3 protein-coding genes are annotated in these 3005 nt (G+C 39.4%); all 3 read left to right on the plus strand.

Annotation, left to right across the window (positions count from 1 at the left end; all coding sequences use genetic code 11):
* The first annotated feature begins 388 nt into the window (after window positions 1-388).
* The gene (locus A1359_RS03605) at window positions 389-775 is read left to right on the plus strand and encodes a hypothetical protein (protein WP_066978157.1); all 387 of its coding nucleotides are present in this window, start codon (window positions 389-391) and stop codon (window positions 773-775) included.
* Between the two features lie 408 nt (window positions 776-1183).
* Entirely contained in the window at window positions 1184-1666 is a 483-nt protein-coding gene (locus A1359_RS03610; RefSeq protein ID WP_066978158.1) for a hypothetical protein, read from the plus strand.
* A 13-nt stretch (window positions 1667-1679) separates the two neighbouring features.
* Complete coding sequence (locus A1359_RS03615; protein ID WP_066978161.1) at window positions 1680-2465, plus strand: tellurite resistance TerB family protein; 786 nt, start codon at window positions 1680-1682, stop codon at window positions 2463-2465.
* Window positions 2466-3005: the final 540 nt, after the last annotated feature.

A 3005-nucleotide genomic window follows, 5' to 3' on the forward strand; every position in this document is an offset into this window, starting at 1 on the left:
GACCGGCAAAAACCGACCCCTAGCGGACATCGGTCACCAATCTGAAATGGCGGGAGTTCATTACAAAGCCGACCGTCAATATTACTTGTAGCACGGTAGGCTGGGTTGAATGATAATGAAACCCAGCTGGAAAGCTGATAAGTTTTGAAATTCATAAAACACTTTGGATGCAAAGAAACTTGGTTATTTCAAAGCATCCGCTGGGTTTCGCGTTGCTTTACCCAGCCTACGGCCCTTTCACGTGATTCAGGTCGATTTTTTTTGCTAAGAGCAAATTTAAAACGTTTACACGATAAAAAACGAATTGGATAAGAAAGTATTTGTGCTTAAATAATTTAGCTCGCTGTTGCTATTAATAATACAGCACTTACAAATTAGGATAAATATAATGAAATTTGTAGTTTTAATTGGATTAGTTATTTTATCAGGTTGTTCATATTCCACAAGACAAGATGTTGATCAATTCGTTTCGGTCAATAAAGGGCATATCAAACCAGAAGATGTTTCAGTTTTCGCAGATTGTTTAATGGATGGCTTTAGGCAATTAAACATAATGTTAACAGCAGTTACCCCTAGAAAGGAAACAAGGGCAAATGGATACAGAGTTGAAACAACCATTGAAAATAAATTGTTAATCATGAGTGCAGATGTGTTAAATGATGGCAAGGTTGAATTATTTGAATACAAGAATTCGCATAGTTTATTTGGAGTATGGTCGACGGAAGGAGAGAAAGAAGCATTCAAAAACTGTTTAAATCAGCATAAAAAACAATAAATAAATATCAATCAAATACACTACATTTATAATCAAAGCCATGGCAAGTTTTTTAAAAAATCCGCCTATCCAACACTATAGGCCGCAGGCATTATTGACTCTGTAATTGTTTAATTGCTCCACATACCGAACGGGGTGTTACTAGGCGAAACTCGGTACAGTTCCGGCGGTATGAGTAAGGTGCGGGTAGCCCCGTTAATTCAAGTGCCGAGAGGGGGGCTTTACAACAGGGCTTTCGTTTGGCGAATACAATTAATGGTTGTCTGGATTTGGGGTATGCACTATGAGTGTTAGAGACTATAATCGAAACACGTCCATTCGCTTCATCTTGTTGAATGAGTAGAATTGAGGGATTAACAGCAACGTAGAAACTTAATGACTCGAATTGCAAAAACTTAGGAGATAAAAATGATTGTGAGAGCAACTAATCTAGAAACTGGCAAAGAATTTGAATCGGTAGTTGATAAGTTGGATAAGGATTTCCTTAGAAGCATGATAAATTTTGATTTTGGAGAGCATGAAATTCAGCGTGTTATAAATAATCTGAATGTGTCTGCTGATGTCAAAGCGTTGTTATTTAAAATGACAAAGGTAACAATGAAGGTTGGAGATATTGTATTAAAAATCGGAATGAAAATAATGGAGTTTGTTTGTATGATTTACAAGGAATATCCGAATGTTACTTTTGGATTGATATTTGGATCTATCGCAGGATTATTGATAGGAACCATACCACTAATTGGTGCAGTTCTTGGGGCTGTAGTGACACCAATTCTCATGGCTTTTGGGTTATTGATGGGCATCAAAGAAGACTTAAGTAATAAAGAATTAGAAAGAAAAATTGCAGCAGCAAATGCAAAATTTAATCAATTGAAAACGGTAAGCATTTAGTTAAATATTTATTATGGAAGACAATAACGAACAAAATATCGCCGATCAAGTTATCTCGAATGAGTTGAAGTTTAAAGCAAAACTAGCTATTGGAGAGGACGCTTACACTTCATTAAAAACTCTCAGGATTACGAAGGAGGTTTGGGATGTGCTGGGTGCAGCCACTACTGGGGCGGCTGTAGCTGGTTCTTCCACAGTTGCGACCACCTTTTTTGCTTCTAATTCGCTATTCGCAGCACTAGGTTTGGCAGCAACTCCAATTGGCTGGATTGTTGCCGCCGGGCTTGCCTCGGGTGCTATTTGGTATGGTGGGGTAAAGTTTTTCCAGAAAGAAGGCTCTGATCGGGTAGATGTGATTCCAAAGTTTTTAAATACTGGTATCGATCTACTTGCAAACTCTCTCTTTTGCCTTATCACTCCGCTGGCGTTAAAAGTCGCGGAAGCTGACGGATATGTGGACAAATATGAACTTGATGTCATTGAGCGATATTTTGTCGATCAGTGGGGTTATGATAGAAACTATGTTACCTATCAATTGACATACTGTATTGAAAACAAATCCGCACAACAAGTCAAAGTATTAGCGGAAGCTCTCGCGGATTACAAACGCAAAAATCCGGATTGTAACTATGAGAAAATATCTAATGACGTGAAAAAATTTCTGCTCGATATAGCGCAAGCAGATGGAGAATATAGTGAGCAAGAGAAAAATGTTTTGGAAATAGTTAATATGGTATTTGATAATTATTCAAAACCAAGCTTTGCTTTTAGAGAATTTTTCAAAAAAAATAAAACTTAAGTTTGTATACCTCGTACAATCTGATCGGGAGAGTTTCGGCGGTCGGGGTGGTGGCAACCGCTCAATGTCGCCGGTCCGTTTCGGTCTGGGATTTCGGCAACCGAGCTTCGGGCTCAGTTCCGAAACCACCTCCAAAATTTCCTTGGCTTTCTTTGACTTACTACCCAGTTCAGTCAGGGGAATTCGGGAGTGGTTCGGGATAATTTTCGGTATCGGTGTTGCCACAGAATAAATTTCTGTACTTTCTTCGACTTACGCCACTGAGTCTCGTACTGTTAATCACTAGGTCGGCGGTTCGAGCCCGTCCGGGGGGAGCCAAATATATCAAGGAGTTATCGAAATTCGGTAACTCCTTTTTTTATGCCTGAAAAAATATGTAGGCACTTTGTAGGCATCCTCGGTCAACAATAATCAAAGAACAAAACGGTACCAGGTCTTGCAATCAAGCATCTTTGGCTAAACTGAATGACAGGTTACATTCTACGGCTGACAGCCAAGGTTAAAACGTTGGTGGCCGCTTGTGGCCGACGCTTGCCGATC

The organism is Methylomonas lenta, assembly GCF_001644015.1.
In the GTDB taxonomy this organism is placed as follows: domain Bacteria; phylum Pseudomonadota; class Gammaproteobacteria; order Methylococcales; family Methylomonadaceae; genus Methylomonas; species Methylomonas lenta.

Excerpts from the sequence above, each read along its gene's own strand:
- A1359_RS03605 (WP_066978157.1), top strand. The coding sequence starts at position 389 with ATGAAATTTGTAGTTTTAATTGGATTAGTTATTTTATCAGGTTGTTCA.
- A1359_RS03610 (WP_066978158.1), top strand. The coding sequence starts at position 1,184 with ATGATTGTGAGAGCAACTAATCTAGAAACTGGCAAAGAATTTGAATCG.
- A1359_RS03615 (WP_066978161.1), top strand. The coding sequence starts at position 1,680 with ATGGAAGACAATAACGAACAAAATATCGCCGATCAAGTTATCTCGAAT.